Genomic DNA, 19,642 nt, shown 5'->3' on the forward strand with positions numbered 1-19,642 from the left:
GGTAGGTGCGCTACAAGCCCAGCGCGCGCCTGATCTTCCAGAACGGTTTCCCGGGCACAGCATCGCTCGCGCGCGATTCCATCTCTCGCCAGCTGTTCACGGCAGCATCTCGACCATCAAAGAGTTTGAGGCCAACGAAGAACTCAAGCGTATCCGGTTCGGTATCTTGAAAGTGTTGGCACGAAAAATTGATCAGGTCATGCTGTACCAGCTCGCGCATGATGCGCGCGAATGACTGAGGCGTAAAAGTCCAGCAATGGACATCGTGGTATGTCCCATTAGCGATTACGTCGCGCGAGAGGCCCAACGCATCCGAAAACGTAAAATGGCGGCGCAGCTGTTCCTCAGGGATGACCTTCTTCCATGCCTCGGCGCAGTTAACCTCCGAAGCCCCCAAGGCAAAATCAATGATCGAATGTGGCTGGGGGACTCGCGCTCGCCGTACGAATGCGTCCAACACATCAGAAAGACGAGACTCTGCTCGCAGGTAATCGAACGTGAATCGTTTGTCCGGGACCACGAGCCGGACCTGTCCGTTGTCCTTCAACACGGATTTCAGTTCCTGAAGCCAGGTAACCAGATCTGGAACGTGTTCGATTACGTGCGATGCAACAATGTAGTCTACCGTTCGACCTGATATCGACTCCGACAGCGTGCATTCACCCCATACGGCATCGACGTCAACGAGCTTGTCGACCACTACATTTGGGTCGGCTGCATATTTGACTTTAAGTGCATCGGTCGTCGCGTGATCCACATAAATCACATTGCCGTCCGTCCGGCTCACGAACGGCCGACACAAAGCGCCGATTTCGAGGCCCGTGCTGTTTCTGATATCTAGCCCTGACAACAGTTTTTGTTTTCGTTTGTCTCCCACGTACGTCAAACTCGGATCGCTCATATACGCTCCTTGTAATTTTCGGGAAGATATTAACCGGTAACTGAGGACGTGGGTTTTTTCCAGAACCTGTACTTGAGCATGACGACATGCGTTGCACCCCAGACGGGCGGAGTGGGGCGCTGGCGCGTGCCGATTTGACGAAGTATCGGTACGACGGTGTTAGATTTTTCTGCCTGCTGACGCGCAGACAACGGTGCAGAGCGTCCGCTTCGGGTCCGTTCTGGGCCACCCAGTCAGCCTGCGCGCATGTGCGCACGGTCTCCATCTTTCTCCCTTCCTCACCGCATCGCACGCCCATAAAAAAGGGCAGCCGAAGCTGCCCTGAAGCGTTGCGCATCGAACGTGGAGAAATGCGCGACTGTTGCTTGCCCGTGCTTTGTCGATGACGGGCGACGGGCCCGCCTGCCTGCGTTGCTGCGTGCTTACTTGTTGATGTCGAGTGCGTTCGTCAGATCGCCCATCGCCTGGCCGCCGTTCGCGACGAGCGCGCTGTCACGCGCCGTCAGGCCCGGCAGGTTCGGCAGATTGAAGCGGTGCGTGATGAATCGCAAGATCGACGTCGTGTCGTACTGCGTATGATCGACGAAACCCTTCTTCGCGTACGGCGACACGATGATCGCGGGAATCCGCGTACCCGGGCCCCAGCGGTCGCCCTTCGGCGGCGCGACGTGATCCCAGAAGCCGCCGTTCTCGTCGTACGTGATGACGACGACCATGTTGTTCCACTGCGGGCTCTTCTGCAGATGCGAGATCACATCCGCGATGTGCTGGTCGCCCTGCGCCACATCCGTATAACCCGCGTGCTCGTTCAGGTTGCCCTGCGGCTTGTAGAACGCGACTTGCGGCAGCGCGCCGGCGTCGATCGCCTTGATGAACTCCGAGCCGTTCAGGCCGCCGTCGAGCAGGTGCTTGGCGCGGTTGTCGGTGCCCGGCGCGAGGTCCGCGAAGTAGTTGAACGGCTGGTGGTGCGGCTGGAAGTTCGGCGAGCTGAGGTTCGCGCCGTAGATCACGTTCGCCGTGTTGTTCTGCACCGCCGAGATCGCATTGCTCCAAGCGCCGCCGTACCACGCCCACGTCACGCCCGCGTTGTTGAGCAGGTCGCCGATGTGCTGGTTCGTCTGCGCCGGCAGCGTCGTTGCGACCGTCGGATCGGCGAGATTTGCGTCGCCGCCGGTAGCCGGCTTGTTGCCGCTCGGCTGATACGGCGGCTGCATCGTGTTGATGGCGTAGAAGTCGGGCGTGAGGTTGCCCGAGTTGACGAAGGTCGGCACGTCGGTCAGCGCCGATGCCGCCGAAGTCGACTTGAGCGTCAGCGACACACCGTCCGGCTCGACCGCGGAGATCGACGTCTTCGCGACGCTCGTGTCGGCGTTCGCATAGAACGGCGTACACGCGCAGACCAGCCACTGATGGTTCAGGAACGAGCCGCCGAACGCGCCCATGAAGAAATTGTCGGCCAGCGTGAATTGCTGTGCGAGCTTATAGAGCGGCAACTTGTCGGCGTTCGGCGTGTAGTGGCCCATCACGAGACCGCCCGAATCGGCCCACGCGGCGAACATGTCGTTCTTGCCGCCGTGGATCTGCATCTGGTTCTCGTAGAAGCGGTGATACAGGTCGCGCGTCGTCGCGCTGAGCGGCGCGTTGAAGCCAGCCGGATCGTCGATGGCGAACGGCGAGTTCGGCAGATTGACCGTCATCGCCTGCGTGATGACGGGCGTCACGCCCGCAGCCGTAAGGCCTTTCCAGACGGGCGGCAGCGTCGCAAGCACGGAGCCGTCGCGGTCGAGCTGGCGCGCGCTCGTCGCCGTCACGTTCTGCAGGCCGTTGGCGCCCGGGAAGTTGCCGTAAAGGTTGTCGAAGCTGCGGTTTTCCGCGTAGATGACCACGACGTTCTTCACGGAAGACAACGTCGGCTTCGAATTCGAGTTGCCACCACATGCGTACAGCCCGATCGCTGCGGCGATCGCAATAGGCGTCGCGCAGATCAGTTTCTTGTTCATGATTTATCTCTCTCGCGTTGGGGACCGGCGGTGAATCCGCATTGGGATGACCGGCGGCGAGAGTGTCGCAAGGCTTTTTGACAGAACGATTAATTTCTTACATCGAGTTTCTGATTGGCTTGTGGTTTTTGATGTGTCGTCGGGTATATGTCATTTAGGCGACATGTCGGTGAAATAACCTCGCGCAGTCGATCAACGAGCAGGTAAGAAAGATATGTGGCGCGATGTGGCGGGGCTTCGGACAAGACAGGCGTGGCGCGCGGGATGGCTCGGCGCGCTGGGTGTTTCGGTTTCGGTGATGCTGTCGGCTTGCGATGCCGGTAGCGCGCAAGGCGGTGGCGCTCATGCGGCAACGGCGGCGCAATCGGTGCATCCGGCAATGAGCGGCGCGCAGATGCAAAAGGTGTCCGCCGATGGCGCAGCGGCGATCCCCGCTGGCGGTCAGACGCGTGCCCAGGTGTACGAGTCCGTCAAGAAGATGACGGCCGTCGGCAAGCAGCTTTTCTTCGATCCGTCGCTGTCGGGCTCGGGCAAGCTCGCCTGTGCGTCGTGCCACAGCCCGCAGCACGCCTTCGGACCGCCGAACGCGCTCTCCGTGCAACTGGGCGGTCAGGACATGCGCCAGCAAGGCATGCGCGCCGCCCCCGACATCAAGTATCTGCAGAAGGTGCCGTCCTTCACCGAGCACTATCACGATTCGGACGACGAGGGCGACGAGAGCGTCGATGCAGGTCCGACGGGCGGCCTGATGTGGGACGGCCGCGTGAACAGCGCGCACGATCAGGCGCGCATGCCGCTGACGTCGTCGTTCGAGATGGGCAGCACGCCGCAAAAAGTGGCGGCGGCCGTGAAGGCCGCGCCGTACGCGAACCAGTTCCGCGACGCGTTCGGCGAGCGCGTGTTCGATAGCGACGACGCGACGTTCAAGGCCGTGCTCCAGGCGCTCGAAGTGTTCGAGGAGACGCCGGAACTGTTCTACCCATACACGAGCAAGTACGACGCCTTCCTCGCGGGCAAGGCGCAACTGACGAAGGCCGAACTGCACGGCCTGCAGCTCTTCAACGACGAGACCAAGGGCAACTGCGCGAGCTGCCACATCAGCCAGCGCGCGCTCGACGGCTCGGCGCCCGCGTTCTCGGACTTCGGTCTGATCGCGCTTGGCGTGCCGCGCAATCGCACGCTGGCCGTGAACCACGATCCGCATTTCTACGATCTGGGCGCGTGCGGCCCGGAACGGACGGATCTGAAGGGCCAGGACGAGTATTGCGGAATTTTCCGTACGCCGACGCTGCGCAACGTCGCGCTGCGCAAGACGTTCTTCCACAACGGGATTTATCACTCGCTCGAAGAGGTCGTCCGCTTCTATGCGGAGCGCGATACGAATCCGGAAAAGTTTTATCCGGTCGTAAAGGGGAAAGTGCAGAAGTTCGACGATTTGCCGAAGAAGTATTGGGCGAATCTGAATACCGATCCACCGTTCGATCGCAAGCCGGGCGACAAGCCTGCGCTGGATGAATCAGAGATCAAGGATGTGGTCGCGTTTCTTAAGACGCTGACGGACGGATATCAGCCGGAAGCGCCTCAGCAACATGCTGACGCTCACATCGTCAGCAGCAAATAACAGCCGGCGATCAACAGCAGGAAGGACGCGAGCACACACACGAGGCCCGCTCGCGTCAGCGCGCACGGCCACCGGCTGCGGCGCAGGCCGTGAATGCGCACGATGGTCGGCATCGGCGCGGGATCGACGCGCATGACGATCGTGCCAAGAACGACGCAGATCAGTGTCAGCATCGCGGCGAAAAACTGGAGAGCGAACGAGAGGTCCATGAGCAAGAGTCGCAACGCGCAAAGCGCTTAAAGTGCGGGTGAATTTGATTCGACTCATGTTATGGATCGCGTGCCTGAGGGACTATGGGACGTATCCTAAAATTCTCCTAGGCTGGCTTCCGGTGGGCCTCAAACACGGCGGCGTTATCTCAAAGATGGTGGCCTCGCGAGCTGTGCATCTAGGTGGCGTGCTATGCTTTTGAGGTCCAGATCGCGGGCCGCTAGATGGCCGCGCCACGTTTGCCCGAACCCGACTTCTGCGGAGAACTTCATGTCGATGCGAACCCGAGCCGCGTTTCAACTCTCAGTGGGCGGGCTGTTGCTCGCTGGCGCAATCGGCGCGCATGCCGCCAATCTCAACTTCCTGAACGACACGCCGATCGCGTACATGAAGCAGGCCGACAACGATTCGCTCAGAAAGGCCGCGTTCGAGGCGCTCGACAAGAAGCAGGACGGCGAGTCCTCCACCTGGAACAACGAGGGGCTGCGCAACAGCACGAGGATCGAGGCGCAACTGACGCCCGATGCCACGTCGAAAGCGGGCGACCGGACATGCCGTCAGATACACGTCGTGTTGAGCGCCAAAGGCCAGTCGATGAATCTGAACCCGCAGTTCTGCCGTCAGGGCACGGGCAACTGGGTGATGCAGAAGAAGAATTGAGCGCGCGCACGATCTCTTGCGGCGTCGTGTTGCTCGACCCGGATGGGCGGGTGTTGCTCGCGCACGCGACGGAAACCAGCCACTGGGATATTCCCAAAGGGCAGGGCGAGGAAGGCGAAGCGCCGCATGTGACGGCGCTGCGCGAGATGGAAGAGGAAACGGGTATCGCCGTGGACGCGGCGCGGCTGAAAGACCTTGGCCTGTTCGTGTATCGGCGGGACAAGGATCTGCATCTGTTCGCCGCGCGCGCCCGGGCCGACGAGCTCGATCTCACGCGCTGCACATGTACGTCGATGTTTCCGCGCCGCTCCGACGGCACGATGATTCCCGAGATGGACGCATTCCGCTGGGCCGCGCCCGATGACGTCGAGCATTACGCGAGCCGCAGCCTCACGCGGCTCTTTCAGACGACGTTATCACTCGCCGACCTGCACCGCGCGCTGGACACTGCGTAAAGCACGCTTTTCAATCGAGCGCCTTGTCGTTCGGATGCGCGAACATCGTGCGCATTTCCGCCGACAGCGGGTAGTTCAGATTGATCCCATGCGGGGGAATCGGCTGCGTAAACCAGACGTTGTACAGGCGCTCGGCCTCGCCCGATGTCTGCATCTTCGTGATCACACGGTTCACCAGCTCGCGAAACGGCGCGTCCCCCTTGCGGAACATGCACGCATAGGTCTCGTAGCCGAGCGGCGTGCCCGTCACGATGAAGTCGTCGGGGCGCGGGTCGGTGGCGCGAAAACCGTACAGAATCGGTTCGTCCATCACGAACGCGACCGCGCGGTCCGCCTTCACGGCTGCAAACGCATCGGAGTGGTCCTTCGCGCTCGCAATACGCATATTCAACTGCTTCTCGCTGTTCAGCTGCCGCACGAGCCGTTCGTCCGACGTGCCCGCCGTCGTGACGACGGGCTTGCCGGCGAGGTCCGCGAAGTCGTTGATGCCGGCGTTCTTGCGCGCGATCATCCGCACCGCGTACTGGAAGAAACTGTTCGAAAACGCGGCGACATTTTCGCGCTCGCGCGTATGCGTGGTCGAGCCGCATTCCAGATCGATCTGGTTGTTGACCAGCATCAGGAAGCGGTTCGCCGACGTGATCGTGACTTCGCGAACCTTGAGGTTCGGCATCGCGAGCGTCTTCCTGATTTCTTCGACGATGGCGAGCGCGATCGATTGCGAATAGCCGACCGTCTGGTCGCCGGTGGAATAGGAGAAGGGGATCGACGCTTCGCGCACGCCGAGCGTAATCAAGCCGTCGTCGTGAACTTTCTTGAGCGTACCCGTCAGCTCTTCGGCATGGGCGGGCGCAGTCAGCGACATAAGCGCCGCCAGTGCCGCGGCCGCGATAGCCACCAGCTTGTATTTGATTGCAACCTTCATCGTTCCCCCTGAGCCGGCAGCAATCACTCCGGCTGCATCGTCGCGCTGTCGCCTGGCGATGTCCGTCGCGGGACACGGCGGCATGCGCGCAGAATGCGCCGCATGCCGCGATGACTCAACCAGACAATCAGCTTACGCCGGCTTTCCCCAACTGTCGCGCAGACTGACGATCCGGTTGAATACGGGTTTGCCCGGTTTCGTGTCATACCGGTCAGCGACGAAGTAGCCGTGACGCTCGAACTGATAGCGCGCTTCGGGCTCGACTTCGCCCAGCCCAGGCTCGACGTAGGCGTGCATGATGCGCTTCGAATCCGGATTGAGCGCCTCGAGGAAATCGCGGCCGCCAGCGTCGGGCTGCGCTTCCTTGAAGAGGCGATCGTAGACGCGCACTTCGACGGGCACCGCCTGGGTCGCGCTGATCCAGTGGATCGTGCCTTTCACCTTGTAGTTGTTCGCGCCTTCCGTGCCGGAGCGGCTGTCTTCGAAGTAGTTGCAGTGGACAGCCGTGACCTTGCCGTTCTCGTCCTTGTCGAAGCCCGTGCATTCCACGACGTAGCCGTACTTCAGACGCACCTTGTTGCCCGGGAACAGGCGGAAATAGCCCTTCGGCGCGCTTTCCATGAAGTCTTCGCGCTCGATCCACAATTCACGCGAAAACGGGAACGTGCGCACGCCGCGATCGGGGTGATGCGGATGGACAGGTGCGCTGCATGCTTCCGTCTGATCTTCGGGATAGTTGTCGATGACGAGCTTCAGCGGATCGAGCACGCAGGTCGCGCGCGGCGCCTTGTCGTCGAGATCGTCGCGCAGCGCGCCTTCGAACACGCTCATGTCGATCCACGAATCGACCTTCGTGATGCCGATACGCTCGCAGAACAGTTTGATGCTGTCCGGCGTAAAACCGCGGCGGCGCACGCCGACGATGGTCGGCATGCGCGGATCGTCCCAGCCGTCCACGTGGTTTTCGTTCACCAGTTGCAGCAGCTTGCGCTTGCTGGTGATCGCGTACGTGAGGTTCAGGCGCGAAAACTCGATCTGCTGCGGCAGCGGGCGCGTGAAGATGCCGGCCTCGGCGAGTTCGTCGAGAATCCAGTCGTACAGCGGCCGGTGGTCTTCGAACTCGAGCGTACACAGCGAATGCGTGATGTTTTCGAGCGCGTCCGAGATGCAGTGCGTGTAGTCGTACATCGGATACACGCACCACGTGTCGCCCGTCCGGTAATGGTGGGCGAAGCGGATGCGGTAGATCACCGGGTCGCGCATGTTGAAGTTCGGCGACGACATGTCGATCTTCGCGCGCAGCACATGCTCGCCTTCCTTGAACTCGCCAGCCTTCATGCGGCGGAACAGGTCGAGGTTCTCTTCGACGCTGCGCTCGCGGAACGGCGACGGCGTGCCGACTTCCGTCGCGGAGCCGCGGTTCGCGCGCATTTCCTCCGCCGTTTGACTGTCGACATACGCCTTGCCGCGCGTGATCAGCAGCTCGGCGAACTCATAGAGTTTGTCGTAGTAGTCGCTTGCGAAGTAGAGGTGCTCCTTGCTTTCGGCGTTCCACTCGAAGCCGAGCCACTTCACCGCGTCGACGATCGAGTCGACGTATTCGAAGCTTTCCTTTTCCGGGTTCGTGTCGTCGAAGCGCAGGTGACAGACGCCACCGTAGTTTTGCGCGATGCCGAAGTTCAGGCAGATGCTCTTCGCGTGGCCGATATGCAGATAGCCGTTCGGTTCCGGCGGGAAGCGCGTTTCCACCCGCTGCCCCCACTTTCCGGAGCGGTTGTCGTCGTCGATGATGTTGCGGATGAAATTGGAAACGGGCGCTTCGTTGCGCTCGGCGTCTTTGCGATCGTTGTTCATGCGAGAAGGAGAAAGTCGGTCCTGGACACTATATGCGTCCGTTAGTCTGTCAATTCTACCTGACGACACATTCGGCGACAGTCTTTAGGCTTGCGCGATGCGGCGCGCAGCCGAAAACAGCGGAAATCGATGCGTTTCCGGGGCGCAATCGGCGCTGTAACAGGAGGTAAATTGCGTTGGCTCGGTATGGTGCGGACGCTTAGCATGCGTCGCGCGCCATGCCCCACGCCGGCCTTGCGCCGGCCCGCGCCATCGCGGGTGATGGTGGGCTTTGCCGTTGCGCTTCGCGGCGAGCATGAGCCTTGTCCCGCGCCTCTGAGGGGCGCTTTCGTTGTCGGCTGTGCCCGTCTCGCCGTTTTTCGGCAGGCGCTGCGTTTCCGTTATTCTGTCGTGGGCTCGGGCATCCGATGCCCGTCCCGCCGCTTCACGCGACCTGTCCTTGCCGCGAGCCGGCCGCCCCATGCCGCTGCACACGCGCGGGCAGGTCCATCTATCCCGGAGTTCCTCGGATGTCCCTTCCGATGTTGCGCGCGCCGCGCGCGCTTTCCGGCGCCGACATGCATGTCGAATCCCATGCGGGCGCTTACGCCGATTGCTGTTCCAGTGCTGGTCGCGTCATTGCTCGAGGCACGTTTGCGCGCTTCACCACGACGCTCGCGCTGACGGGCGCACTGCTCGCGAGCCTGGTTGCGTCGCCCGCTGTCGACGCGAAGACGGCCCAGCAGAAGCCCGTGCTCGACGCGTCGGCCGTCGCGACGCCCGACCGCTACGCCGCCGACGCCGCGCAGCAGATTTTCGCGGCGGGCGGCAATGCCGTCGACGCAGCCGTCGCGATCGCCTTCACGCTCGCCGTCACGTACCCGGATGCGGGCAACATCGGCGGCGGCGGGTTCATGACCCTGGTCATGGACGGCAAGCCGTACTTTCTTGACTACCGCGAGAAAGCGCCGCAGAGCGCGACGCGCGACATGTATCTCGACGACAAGGGCAACGTGATCAAGGGCATGAGCCTCGTCGGACATCGCGCGGTGGCCGTGCCGGGCACCGTCGACGGCATGTGGGAAGCGCAGAAGCGCTTCGGCAAGCTCAAATGGAAACAGGTGCTCGCGCCCGCCATCAAGTACGCGACGGACGGCTTCCCCGTCGAACCGTGGCTGCAGAAGCGCCGCGACGGCGCATCGCAGAGCTTCGGCGGCAAGACTAATTTCGATGCGTACTTCGCGAACCTGAAAGCGGGCAACACGTTCCGCCAGCCCGAACTTGCGCAGACCTTGACGCGGATCGCATCGGACGGCGGCCGCGAGTTCTACGAAGGGCAGACGGCCGATCTGATCGCGCGCCAGATGTACGGGCACGGCCTGCTTACGAAAGCGGATCTGCTGCAGTACAAGGCCGTGTGGCGACAGCCCGTGACGGCCAGCTGGAACGGCTATCAGATCATCACGGCGCCGCCGCCCAGCTCGGGCGGCATCGGATTGATCCAGTTGCTGAAGATGAAGGCGGACCTGAAGCCGCAGTTCGACGGCGTGGCGCTCAATTCCGAGCCGTATATTCATCTGGTCGCGCAGATCGAGGACCGCGTGTTCGCTGACCGCCAGCAGTACATGGGCGATCCCGACTCGTACCGCGTGCCCGTCGACAAGCTGATCGACGACGCCTACCTCGCGAAGCGTGTCGAGGACATCACGCCCGACGAAGTGCCGGGCGCCTCACCCGTCAAGCCGGGCCTCGGCGACTCGATGCCGGAAAAGGCCCAGACGACGCACTTCTCGGTGGTCGACAAGTGGGGCAACGCGGTGTCGAACACGTACACGCTGAACGGGCCGTTCGGCTCGGGTGTGGTCGTCGACGGCGGCGGGTTCGTGCTGAACGACGCGATGGACGACTTCGAGATGAAAGCGGGCGTGCCGAACCAGTCCGGCGTGATGAGCGGCGACGTCAACACGATAGCGCCGGGGCGCCGGCCTTTGTCGTCGATGGCGCCGACCATCCTGACGAAGGACGGCAAGGTGTCGCTCGTGATCGGCACGCCGGGCGGCTCGCGCATTTTCACGTCGATCTTCCAGGTGATGACGAACCTGTACGACTTCAACATGCCGCCCGCCGAAGCGCTCGCCGCGATGCGCTTTCACCATCAGTTGCTGCCGCAGAAGACGATCTACTTCGAGCCGTATCATCCCATCGACGGCGAGCTGGCCGAGCAGTTGACGGCGCGCGGCTACACGCTGCAGGGCCAGACGTTCAACGGCGACGTGCAGATGATCCGGATCGACGGCGCGACGCCGCAACCGGCTGCCGATCCGCGCGGCGTTGGCGTGGGGCGTGTGATTCAATAGCGCTGGCGGCGCGATGCCGCACTTCGACCACTGAAAACAAACGGGGAACAGCATGGTGTTGGAGCAGCAAAGCGTGATCGTATTGCCGGGTTACATGAACTCGGGCGTCGGGCATTGGCAGACCCGCTGGGAAGCGCGTTATTCGAACTTCTCGCGCGTGCCGATGCGGGATTGGGATCATCCCGTTTGCGACGAGTGGTGCGACACGCTCGACGCTGCTGTCGCCGCTGTGAAAGCGCCTGTTGTGTTTGCCGCGCATAGCCTAGGCTGCCTGACGGTCGCGTCCTGGGCGGCGCGGCATGCTTCGCAGGATGCGCTGGCGAAAGTCGCGGGCGCGCTGCTCGTCGCGGTGCCCGATCCGGCCGGCCCCGGATTTCCCGCCGATGCGGCCGGCTTCGACGCCGTGCCGATGAGCAAGTTGCCATTCCCGTCGATCGTCGTCGCGAGCACCGACGATCCGTACGGCGGCGTGCCGTTCTCGCAGGCCTGCGCGACGGCATGGGGCAGCCGTTGGGAGAACATCGGCCCGCGCGGCCATATCAATGCCGACAGCGGCCTCGGAGACTGGGACGAAGGGCAGCGCTGGCTGGGTTCGATGGCGTGAGTGGCGGCGGGGCGGCGCGATTCAGGCACTTAGGGTAGGGTGGCGGACGACAGGCACGCGCCGCGCTGCGCGCGTGGTTCTGCCGCCGCATGCTGGAGCCGGCGTGTGCCGGAGCCGCCGTTCGCTGGAACGCCTTCAACTGCAGTGCGCCGACGGCAGGATGTCAACTGCGGCCCGCCAACCGAAGCAAACAATCGCAGCAAGCCAACCGAAGCACGCCACCTTCCGGCCTCACGTCAGATCACCGACCGGCCCCGCAGCGCGTCGATGCGCACATCGTCGTATCCGAGCACATCGCGCAGGACCGCTTCCGTATGCTCGCCGAGCGTCGGCGGATGCGCCTGTGCCTCGGGCGGCGTCGCGCTCATGCGGATGGGATTACGCACCAGCTTCACGGTCCCACCCGACGGATGCGGCAATTGAACCTCCATGCCACGCGCGACCACCTGCTCATTCTCGAACACCTCTTCCAGGTCGTTGATCGGGCCGCAGGGCACGCCCGCCGCTTCGAGCGCATCGATCCATTCGTGCTTGCTGCGCGTACGGACCATCTCAGCGAGGATCGGCACGAGCGTCTCGCGATTTCGCACGCGCTCGGGATTGGTCGCGAAGCGGTCGTCGTCGGCCAGATCCGCGCGCTTGCCGGCTTCGACGAACTTGCGGAACTGTCCGTCGTTGCCCACCGCGACAATGATCCAGCTGTCGCTCGTCTGAAACGTCTGATAAGGAACGATGTTCGGATGCGCGTTGCCCCAACGCGCCGGCGGCTTGCCGCTCGCGAGGAAGTTCGAGTTCATGTTGGCGAGCATCGCGACCTGCACGTCGAGCAGCGCCATGTCGATGTACTGGCCTTCGCCCGTGCGGTCGCGGTGCGCGAGCGCCGTCAGCACGGCGACGCTCGAGTACATGCCCGTCATCAGGTCCGCGATCGCCACGCCCGCTTTCTGCGGGCCGCCGCCCGGCTGGCCGTCGCGCTCGCCCGTGATGCTCATGAAGCCGCCGATGCCCTGCACGATGAAGTCATACCCCGCGCGCTGCGCATACGGCCCCGTTTGCCCGAAGCCCGTCACCGAGCAATAGACGATGTCAGCCTTCACGGCCTTCAGCGACTCATAGTCGAGCCCGTACTTCTTCAACTGGCCGACCTTGTAGTTCTCCAGCACGACGTCGCTTTGCGCAGCCAGCTCGCGGACGATCTGCTGTCCTTCGGGCGTGGCGATATCGACGGTCACCGAGCGCTTGTTGCGGTTCGCCGCGAGGTAATAGGCGGCTTCGCGCGTGTCCGCGCCCTCTGGCGTCTTCAGGTACGGCGGACCCCAGTGGCGCGTGTCGTCGCCGGCGCCCGGCCGCTCGACCTTGATCACGTCGGCGCCGAAATCGGCTAGCGTCTGCGCGCACCACGGACCGGCAAGCACGCGGGTAAGGTCCAGCACGCGAATATGACTGAGTGCGCCCATGTTCTGTCTACGTCTCCATGTGTTCAATGTGATAGACCGCGCGCCGCAGGGCGCTGCCCGATTGAATCGATGTGGTGCATCTTAAGCGATCGGCCGCGCCCGACCTACTCAGCCTGACGGCATAGGACGAATGACTGCCCGCGCTTTCGGCGTTTTTGGGAGGCGAAACTGGCCGGATGGCCAATGCCGCGCACAGCCCGCGCCACGGCGTCGCGCGACAGCGCCGATCCCGTATAATCGACCGTTCAGGAAACAATCTATTGCGACGGCCGGTCAGTCTTCCGCAGCCGTCGGCTCAAGCCAGGACCGTCCCCAAAGCACGCTATGAAAGCCGCCGAAATCCGCGAGAAATTCCTCAAGTTCTTCGAATCGAAGGGCCATACGATCGTCCGTTCGTCGAGCCTCGTGCCCGGCAACGACCCGACGCTGCTCTTCACCAATTCGGGCATGGTGCAGTTCAAAGATGTGTTTCTCGGCGCCGAGTCGCGGCCGTATTCGCGGGCCACGACGGCGCAGCGCAGCGTGCGCGCGGGCGGCAAGCACAACGACCTGGAAAACGTCGGCTACACGGCGCGCCACCACACGTTCTTCGAAATGCTCGGCAACTTCTCGTTCGGCGACTATTTCAAGCGTGACGCGATCCACTACGCGTGGGAACTGCTGACGGGCGTCTACGGCCTGCCGAAGGAAAAGCTCTGGGTCACCGTCTACCAGGAAGACGACGAAGCCTTCAACATCTGGGAGAAGGAAGTCGGCGTGCCGGCCGAGCGCATTATCCGCATCGGCGACAACAAGGGCGCGCGGTACGCGTCGGACAACTTCTGGCAGATGGCCGACGTCGGCCCGTGCGGTCCGTGCTCGGAAATCTTCTACGACCACGGCCCGGACGTGTGGGGCGGCCCGCCGGGATCGCCTGAAGAAGACGGCGACCGTTACATCGAGATCTGGAATCTCGTCTTCATGCAATTCAGCCGCGACGCCCAGGGCAACATGACGCCGCTGCCCAAGCAGTGCGTGGACACGGGCATGGGTCTGGAGCGTATCGCCGCGGTGCTGCAGCACGTACACAGCAACTACGAAATCGACCTGTTCCAGGCGCTGATCAAGGCAGCCGGGCGTGAAACAGGCGTTGAAGATCTGTCGAACAACTCGCTGAAGGTGATCGCCGATCACATCCGCGCGTGCTCGTTCCTGATCGTCGACGGCGTGATTCCCGGCAACGAAGGCCGCGGCTACGTGCTGCGCCGTATCGTGCGCCGCGCAATCCGTCACGGCTACAAGCTGGGCCGCAAGGGTTCGTTCTTCCACAAGATGGTGGCCGATCTCGTCGCGCAGATGGGCGACGCGTATCCCGAACTGAAAGACGCGGAACAGCGCGTCACGGACGTGCTGCGCCAGGAAGAAGAGCGTTTCTTCGAGACCATCGAGCATGGCATGTCGATCCTCGAAAGCGCGCTGGCCGATCTGGAATCGAAGGGCGGCAAGACGCTCGACGGCGAAGTCGCGTTCAAGCTGCACGACACCTATGGCTTCCCGCTTGATCTGACGGCGGACGTGTGCCGCGAGCGCGAAGTGACGGTCGACGAGCCGGCATTCGACGAAGCAATGGCCCGTCAGCGCGAACAGGCACGCGCGGCCGGCAAGTTCAAGATGGCGCAGGGCCTCGAATATACGGGCGCGAAGACCACGTTCCACGGCTACGAAGAGATCGTTTTCGACGACGCGAAGGTCACGGCGCTGTATGTCGACGGCGCGTCCGTCAAGGAAGTGGCGAAGGGCCAGCAGGCTGTCGTCGTGCTGGATCACACGCCGTTCTACGCGGAATCGGGCGGCCAGGTCGGCGATCAGGGCGTGCTGGCGAACGCGAGCGTGCGCTTCGCTGTCGCCGATACGCTGAAGGTACAGGCGGACGTCGTGGGCCATCACGGCACGCTGGAGCAGGGCACGCTGAAGGTAGGCGACGTCGTGAAGGCCGAGATCGACGCGATCCGCCGCGCACGCACGGCCCGCAACCACTCGGCTACCCACCTGATGCACAAGGCGCTGCGTGAAGTGCTCGGTGGCCACGTGCAGCAGAAGGGGTCGCTCGTCGACGCCGACAAGACCCGCTTCGACTTCGCGCACAACGCGCCGATGACGGACGATGAAATCCGCCGCGTCGAAGCCATCGTCAATGCCGAAGTGCTGGCGAACGCGCCGGGCATCGTGCAGGTGATGCCGTATGACGAAGCGGTGAAGGGCGGCGCCATGGCGCTGTTCGGCGAGAAGTACGGAGACGAAGTGCGTGTGCTCGATCTGGGCTTCTCGCGCGAGCTGTGCGGCGGCACGCACGTGCATCGCACGGGCGACATCGGCTTCTTCAAGATCGTGATGGAAGGCGGCGTCGCGGCGGGCATCCGTCGCGTCGAAGCGATCACGGGCGATAACGCGGTGCGTTACGTGCAGGAACTCGACGCGCGCATCAATGCAGCGGCCGCGGCGCTGAAGGCGCAGCCGTCGGAACTGACGCAGCGTATCTCGATGGTTCAGGACCAGGTGAAGTCGCTGGAAAAGGAACTGGGCGCGCTGAAGTCGAAGCTCGCGTCGAGCCAGGGCGATGAACTGGCCGGCCAGGCCATCGAGGTTGCCGGCGTGCAGGTGCTGGCGGCGACGCTGGAAGGCGCGGACGTCAAGACGCTGCGCGAAACCGTCGACAAGCTCAAGGACAAGCTCAAGAGCGCGGCGATCGTGCTGGCGTCCGTCGAAGGCGGCAAGGTCAGCCTGATCGCGGGCGTCACGGCCGAGGCGAGCAAGAAGGTCAAGGCTGGCGAGCTGGTCAACTTCGTCGCGCAGCAGGTCGGCGGCAAGGGCGGCGGCCGTCCGGATATGGCACAGGCGGGCGGTACCGAGCCGGCCAATCTGCCGGCTGCGCTGGCTGGCGTGAAGGGCTGGGTCGAAGCGCAGCTCTAAGCCTGCGCGTCACGTAGCATTCGCATCAACAAAAAGCCGTGAGTCGATGAGACTCGCGGCTTTTTGATTTTGTGCGTTTGGGTTAGCCAAACATCTTCTACCGAGCGCTCAGGCAGCCACCTCGTCCACCGGCTTCTCCTGCAAGTTCCCGCTCGCGACCAGCATCCCGCGTAACGCATTCAATGCCGACGAGAAGTGACCGCGTCGCCAGACCAGTATCGTCTCGATGCTGCCGAGTTCCGCGAGCGGATGCACGGCGATATCGTCCGATTCGGGCAGCAGCGCCAGCACCGAGCGCGGCGCGAAAGCCACGCCCGCGCCCGCCGCCACGCACGCGACGATCGCGTGATACGAGCCGAGCTCCAGTACCCGGGCGGGCCGGATGCCGTGCTCCATGTACCACTTTTCGACATGCACGCGGTACGCGCAGCCCGTCTCGAACGCGATCAACGTAGAAAGCGAAATATCGCCCGCATGATGGATGGGCGGATGACCGCGCGGCGACACCATCACCAGTTCTTCGCGAAACACGGGCACGACCTCGAACAGATCACCGATCCAGCCGGGATCGAGCGGTGTCGCGACGATGGCCGCATCCACCTCGAATTCGCGCACGCGATCGATCAGCTTGCCCGTCGTCCCCGTCTCCAGTTCGAGCGCGACGTCGGGCCACGTCTGGTGATACTGCGCGAGCAGTCCGGGCAAGCGGGTCGCGGCGACGCTCTCCATCGTGCCCAGCCTCAGGCGTCCGCTCGGACGCGCGTCCTTGACTGCGTGGCGCGCTTCGTCGGCGAGCGCGAGCAGCCGTTCGGCATAGGGCAGCAGCGTTTCACCCGCAGGCGTCAGCACGAGCCGCCGTCCGTCGCGAACGAATAGTTCGGTGCCCAGTTGTTCTTCGAGCTGCTTGATACGCGTGGTCACGTTCGATTGCACGCGATTGAGCTTCGCTGCGGCGCGCGTCACGCCGTTTTCGCGCACGACGGCGCGAAAGATAGTAAGTGCGGCAAGATCCATCAATCTCTCCGTGAGATTAAATCTATCCGTATTATTCATTTTATGAGATTGAAGGGTCAAGCTACGATGGTGTGGAAGAAGCAGATCACCGTGCCGTCCAATCTCGGGACGGCAGACTACCGCCATGCCATTGATGAACGATTTCGCCACTCGCACCCTCCCGCAAAGCCACGCTTCGCCCCATGCCGCGCGTCGCTCCGCGTTCGCCTGCATGGCGGCGCTTGCCGTCGCGCTCGGCGTTGGCCGCTTCGCCTTTACGCCGCTGTTGCCGCTGATGCTCCACGGCGGCGTGCTCGATATCAGACACGGTGGCTGGCTCGCGTCGCTCAACTACGCGGGTTATTTCCTCGGCGCGATTGCCTGCGTCGCGCTGCGCATGGACGCGGCGCGCGTGGTGAAGGCGGGCCTCGCGTCGACCGTGGTGCTCGTGCTTGCGATGGGTGTCACGCATCAGTTTTGGGTTTGGGCGGTGGTGCGCTTTATCGCGGGTGCGATCAGCGCGTGGACCTTCGTGTTCGCGTCGCAATGGGGTTTGCGCCGGCTCGCCGAACTGGGCGCGAACGAGTGGGGCGGCGTGATCTACACCGGCCCGGGCCTCGGCATCGCGGCGACGGGCCTGCTGGTCAGCGCGGCGGGTGGATATGGCGCGTCGGCGGGTTGGATCGCGTTTGGGCTCGTCTCGGCTGTGCTGACGGTGCTCGTGTGGCGCACGTTCGAGCCAACAACGGCGAGCACAACTGCATCGACGCGGACAAGCGCGTCGGCGCAGACGGATGCACATCAGCATCGCGTGCATCTGCACCGCGCGGACGCCTTCTGGCTGATCGTTCTCTACGGCGTGCCCGGTTTCGGCTACATCATCACCGCGACGTTCTTGCCCGTGATCGCCCGCGCCGCGCTGCCCGTGGATTCCCCGTGGCCTGATCTGTTCTGGCCGATGTTCGGCGGCGCGCTGGTCGTGGGCGCGCTAGTGGGCGCGCGTCTGCCGTCGCACTGGGACAACCGCACGCTGCTGGCCGGCTGCTACGTGCTGCAGGCGCTCGGCATCCTCGCGGGCATCGTGTCGCCGACGGCGGGCGGCTTCGCGCTTGGCAGCGCGCTGATCGGCTTGCCGTTCACGGCTATCACCCTGTTCGCGATGCGCGAGGCTCGCCGGCTGCACGGCGACAACGCGGCGGGATTGATGGGCTATGCGACGGCTGCGTACGGCCTTGGGCAGATCGTGGGTCCGCTCGTCGCCGCGCCGATCGCCGCGCACACCGGTTCGTTCACGCTGGCGTTATGGCTGGCGGCGCTCAGTTTGCTCGCCGGAGCCGTGGGTCTCGTCGTGGTGGCCGTGTTGCGCCCGTTGTCGCGTGTCTGAGCGACAGCCCGGTATACCCTGACGTTGCCGGATGGTCCGGACGAACAACGTCCGCGAACACCACATAACGACCAACAACAACGGGCACCCCCCACTCCCACTGGCTGTGCAGCGGACGCTCGCACGCACGGCCTCCAATCCTCACCAGGCGCCCATTCCCGCCGATTCAACCCGCCAGAAACAAATTCAGCACCCGCCGCACTAAAATGTCCGCTTTCCAGTCATCTTTGCGCGCTCATCGCCGGGTGCGCCGCCTGCCATGCAACATTTTGCGTCGGACAACTACGCGGGCATCTGCCCCGAGGCGCTCGAAGCGCTGATCGCCGCCAACAACAGCGGCCACGAACCGGCCTACGGCGACGACTCATGGACGCAGCAAGTCTGCGACCGCCTGCGCAACCTGTTCCAGACCGACTGCGAAGTGTTCTTCGTTTTCAACGGCACGGCGGCGAACTCGCTGGCGCTGGCGTCGCTGTGCCAGTCCTACCATTCGGTGATCTGTCACGAGCTTGCGCACATCGAAACGGACGAATGCGGCGGCCCCGAGTTCTTCTCGAACGGCTCGAAGCTGCTGACGGCGCCGGGCGTCGGCGGCAAGCTCACGCCCGATGCGATCGAAGCCGTCGTCACGCGTCGCGCCGACATCCACTATCCGAAACCCAAGGTCGTGACGCTCACGCAATCGACGGAAGTGGGCACCGTGTACAGCGTCGAGGAAATCCGCGCGATTGCGGCGATCGCGAAGCGCCGCCACCTGAAGGTACATATGGACGGCGCGCGCTTTGCAAACGCCGTCGCCGCGCTCGACGTGCATCCGTCGGAGATTACGTGGCGCGCGGGCGTCGACGTGCTGTGCTTCGGCGGCACGAAGAACGGCTTGCCCGTCGGCGAGGTGGTTGTGTTCTTCGATCGCGCGCTGGCTGATGATTTCGCGTATCGGCTGAAGCAGGCGGGACAGCTTGCGTCGAAGATGCGCTTCATCTCCGCGCCGTGGCTCGGCCTGCTAGACAACGACGTCTGGCTGCGCAACGCGCGCCACGCCAACGCCATGGCGCAACTGATGGAATCGCGCCTCGCGGAAATTCCGGGCGTGAGCATCATGTTCCCGACAGAATCGAACGCCGTGTTCGCGCAATTGCCGCCGCATGTCGCGAAGGCGATGCGCACGCGTGGCTGGAAGTTCTATGAGTTCATCGGCGCGGGCGGCTGCCGGTTGATGTGTGCATGGGACACGCAGCCCGAAACGGTCGAGCGCTTCGTCGCGGAGGTTCGCGAGCTCTGCGCCGCGTGAGT

General features: G+C 63.5%; 15 protein-coding genes. 8 read left to right on the forward strand and 7 right to left on the reverse strand.

Annotated features, from left to right (window positions below):
• Positions 1–10 precede the first annotated feature (10 nt).
• Both C2L65_RS04790 and C2L65_RS04795 read right to left on the reverse strand, forming a co-directional pair.
• Positions 11–901, reverse strand: coding sequence for a class I SAM-dependent methyltransferase (locus C2L65_RS04790; protein WP_042306995.1), 891 nt, complete (start codon positions 899–901; stop codon positions 11–13).
• Positions 902–1,323: 422 nt separating this feature from the next.
• Positions 1,324–2,901 carry an acid phosphatase gene (locus C2L65_RS04795; protein WP_042306997.1) on the reverse strand — a complete coding sequence of 526 codons (1,578 nt, stop codon included), beginning with the start codon at positions 2,899–2,901 and terminating at the stop codon, positions 1,324–1,326.
• A 214-nt stretch (positions 2,902–3,115) separates the two neighbouring features.
• On the opposite strand from C2L65_RS04795, the gene C2L65_RS04800 reads away from it, so the two are divergent.
• Entirely contained in the window at positions 3,116–4,522 is a 1,407-nt protein-coding gene (locus C2L65_RS04800; protein ID WP_042307001.1) for a cytochrome-c peroxidase, read from the forward strand.
• On the opposite strand, the gene C2L65_RS04805 is transcribed toward C2L65_RS04800, so the two are convergent.
• Positions 4,501–4,731: a hypothetical protein gene (locus tag C2L65_RS04805; protein ID WP_042307002.1), complete on the reverse strand. Its 231-nt coding sequence runs from the start codon at positions 4,729–4,731 to the stop codon at positions 4,501–4,503. The genes C2L65_RS04800 and C2L65_RS04805 overlap by 22 nt on opposite strands.
• 271 nt (positions 4,732–5,002) lie before the next feature.
• Here C2L65_RS04805 and C2L65_RS04810 point away from each other — a divergent pair, with 271 nt between their 5' ends.
• Positions 5,003–5,392, forward strand: coding sequence for a hypothetical protein (locus C2L65_RS04810; protein WP_042307005.1), 390 nt, complete (start codon positions 5,003–5,005; stop codon positions 5,390–5,392).
• Complete coding sequence (locus C2L65_RS04815; RefSeq protein WP_042307007.1) at positions 5,389–5,847, forward strand: NUDIX hydrolase; 459 nt, start codon at positions 5,389–5,391, stop codon at positions 5,845–5,847. The genes C2L65_RS04810 and C2L65_RS04815 overlap by 4 nt, the downstream gene beginning before the upstream one ends.
• 10 nt (positions 5,848–5,857) lie before the next feature.
• Here the strand turns inward: C2L65_RS04815 and C2L65_RS04820 are convergent, their stop codons facing one another.
• Together C2L65_RS04820 and C2L65_RS04825 are read right to left on the reverse strand one after the other, a co-directional pair.
• Complete coding sequence (locus tag C2L65_RS04820; protein ID WP_007744029.1) at positions 5,858–6,772, reverse strand: transporter substrate-binding domain-containing protein; 915 nt, start codon at positions 6,770–6,772, stop codon at positions 5,858–5,860.
• A 132-nt stretch (positions 6,773–6,904) separates the two neighbouring features.
• The gene (locus C2L65_RS04825) at positions 6,905–8,626 is read right to left on the reverse strand and encodes a glutamine--tRNA ligase/YqeY domain fusion protein (RefSeq protein ID WP_042307009.1); all 1,722 of its coding nucleotides are present in this window, start codon (positions 8,624–8,626) and stop codon (positions 6,905–6,907) included.
• Between the two features lie 509 nt (positions 8,627–9,135).
• Between C2L65_RS04825 and ggt the strand changes: the two genes are divergently transcribed.
• Together ggt and C2L65_RS04835 are read left to right on the forward strand one after the other, a co-directional pair.
• Positions 9,136–10,962, forward strand: a complete 1,827-nt coding sequence (ggt, locus tag C2L65_RS04830; RefSeq protein ID WP_042307011.1) for a gamma-glutamyltransferase — start codon at positions 9,136–9,138, stop codon at positions 10,960–10,962.
• A gap of 52 nt (positions 10,963–11,014) precedes the next feature.
• A complete protein-coding gene (locus C2L65_RS04835) occupies positions 11,015–11,566 on the forward strand; it encodes an RBBP9/YdeN family alpha/beta hydrolase (RefSeq protein ID WP_042307013.1) in 552 nt (183 codons plus the stop codon).
• A 236-nt stretch (positions 11,567–11,802) separates the two neighbouring features.
• Here C2L65_RS04835 and C2L65_RS04840 read toward each other — a convergent pair whose 3' ends face one another.
• Positions 11,803–13,023: a CaiB/BaiF CoA transferase family protein gene (locus tag C2L65_RS04840; protein ID WP_042307015.1), complete on the reverse strand. Its 1,221-nt coding sequence runs from the start codon at positions 13,021–13,023 to the stop codon at positions 11,803–11,805.
• A 324-nt stretch (positions 13,024–13,347) separates the two neighbouring features.
• On the opposite strand from C2L65_RS04840, the gene alaS reads away from it, so the two are divergent.
• A complete protein-coding gene (gene alaS / locus C2L65_RS04845; RefSeq protein ID WP_042307017.1) occupies positions 13,348–15,972 on the forward strand; it encodes an alanine--tRNA ligase in 2,625 nt (874 codons plus the stop codon).
• 108 nt (positions 15,973–16,080) lie between these two features.
• Here the strand turns inward: alaS and C2L65_RS04850 are convergent, their stop codons facing one another.
• Positions 16,081–16,986: a LysR family transcriptional regulator gene (locus C2L65_RS04850; protein WP_042307019.1), complete on the reverse strand. Its 906-nt coding sequence runs from the start codon at positions 16,984–16,986 to the stop codon at positions 16,081–16,083.
• A gap of 133 nt (positions 16,987–17,119) precedes the next feature.
• Between C2L65_RS04850 and C2L65_RS04855 the strand changes: the two genes are divergently transcribed.
• Entirely contained in the window at positions 17,120–18,349 is a 1,230-nt protein-coding gene (locus C2L65_RS04855) for a YbfB/YjiJ family MFS transporter (protein WP_042307052.1), read from the forward strand.
• A 259-nt stretch (positions 18,350–18,608) separates the two neighbouring features.
• Positions 18,609–19,640 (forward strand): threonine aldolase family protein, encoded by a 1,032-nt coding sequence (locus C2L65_RS04860; RefSeq protein ID WP_042307021.1) that lies wholly within the window; start codon positions 18,609–18,611, stop codon positions 19,638–19,640.
• Positions 19,641–19,642 lie beyond the last annotated feature (2 nt).

This window comes from Paraburkholderia terrae, assembly GCF_002902925.1.
Lineage (GTDB): Bacteria > Pseudomonadota > Gammaproteobacteria > Burkholderiales > Burkholderiaceae > Paraburkholderia > Paraburkholderia terrae.